1 protein-coding gene is annotated in these 1086 nt (G+C 25.2%); it reads right to left on the bottom strand.

What is annotated here, in order from left to right:
- Positions 1 to 97 precede the first annotated feature (97 nt).
- Positions 98 to 1006: a DNA-processing protein DprA gene (locus tag G3997_RS02785; protein WP_296647742.1), complete on the bottom strand. Its 909-nt coding sequence runs from the start codon at positions 1004 to 1006 to the stop codon at positions 98 to 100.
- Positions 1007 to 1086: the final 80 nt, after the last annotated feature.

Here is a 1086-nt window from a genome sequence, read left to right as displayed (position 1 = left end):
AATAAAATAAAAAATTAATTTTATATCTTCCAATATACTAAATTTACTTTCAATTATGTTATATACTCTCTAAAATAAAACAAGAGATATTTGACGATTAAATATCTCTTGTTTTATTTTCTAAGTTATTTTTTACTTTTTCTAGTTCTTGTTTTATTTTAAATATATCATCCTTACCATTTATAGATAATACATTATTTTTTTCTAGAAGAAGCTTATTGCCATCTTTAGGTATATTAAAACAAATTAATGCCCTCTCCTGTTGTAATGTAAAATTAGCAGTATGCATAGTTCCTGATTTAACAGTAGCTTCAACTACTATTGTTCCTAAACTAAGTCCACTTTCTATTCTATCTCTTTCTATAAAATTATTTTTAAAGGATGCAAATCCTATTGGATATTCACTTAATAAGCATCCATCACTTTCTATTATTCTTTCTGCTAATTCTCTATTTTGAGCAGGATATATAGAATCTAGACCACTTGATAATACTGCTACTGTCATTCCTTTAGCATCTAAGCATCCTTTATGAGCATATGTATCACATCCTAGGGCTAGTCCACTTACTATAGAATACGTTTCCTTTGCAAAGTAATTTGCCATTTCATATGCATTATTCTCACTATTTGAGCTTGCTTCTCTACTTCCTATTATAGCTAAAGAATAATCATTTATTAATGCATTATAGTTACCCTTATAAAATAATATTTGTGGATAGTTTTCTATAATTTTTAATCTTGTAGGAAATTTATTGTCTAAAATATCTATAGTTTCTATATTTTGTTCTTTTGATAATCTTACTATTTCATTAGCTTTTTCACGGGCTAATTTTACTTCTTCTAACGTTGGAACCTTTATTTTTTTATTAGCATTCTTTAGACTTACAAATATATCTACTATATCATTTTCATTTTTTGGTTTTTCTTTCATATATCTTATAAAATAATCGACGCTTTTTCTACCTACTTTCGGTATAGATAATAAAGTCAATATTATATTCTCCATGTTATATAGTTCTCCTTATGTTATAAGTTTTCCCAACTAAGTTTACTTTATGACACAATTATATATTTTAAAATAATATA

Source organism: Romboutsia sp. 13368 (assembly GCF_018336475.1).
Taxonomy (GTDB): Bacteria; Bacillota; Clostridia; order Peptostreptococcales; family Peptostreptococcaceae; genus Romboutsia.
The sequence above is the reverse complement of the archived record's forward strand: the minus strand, read 5'-3'. Positions and strand labels throughout refer to the sequence as shown.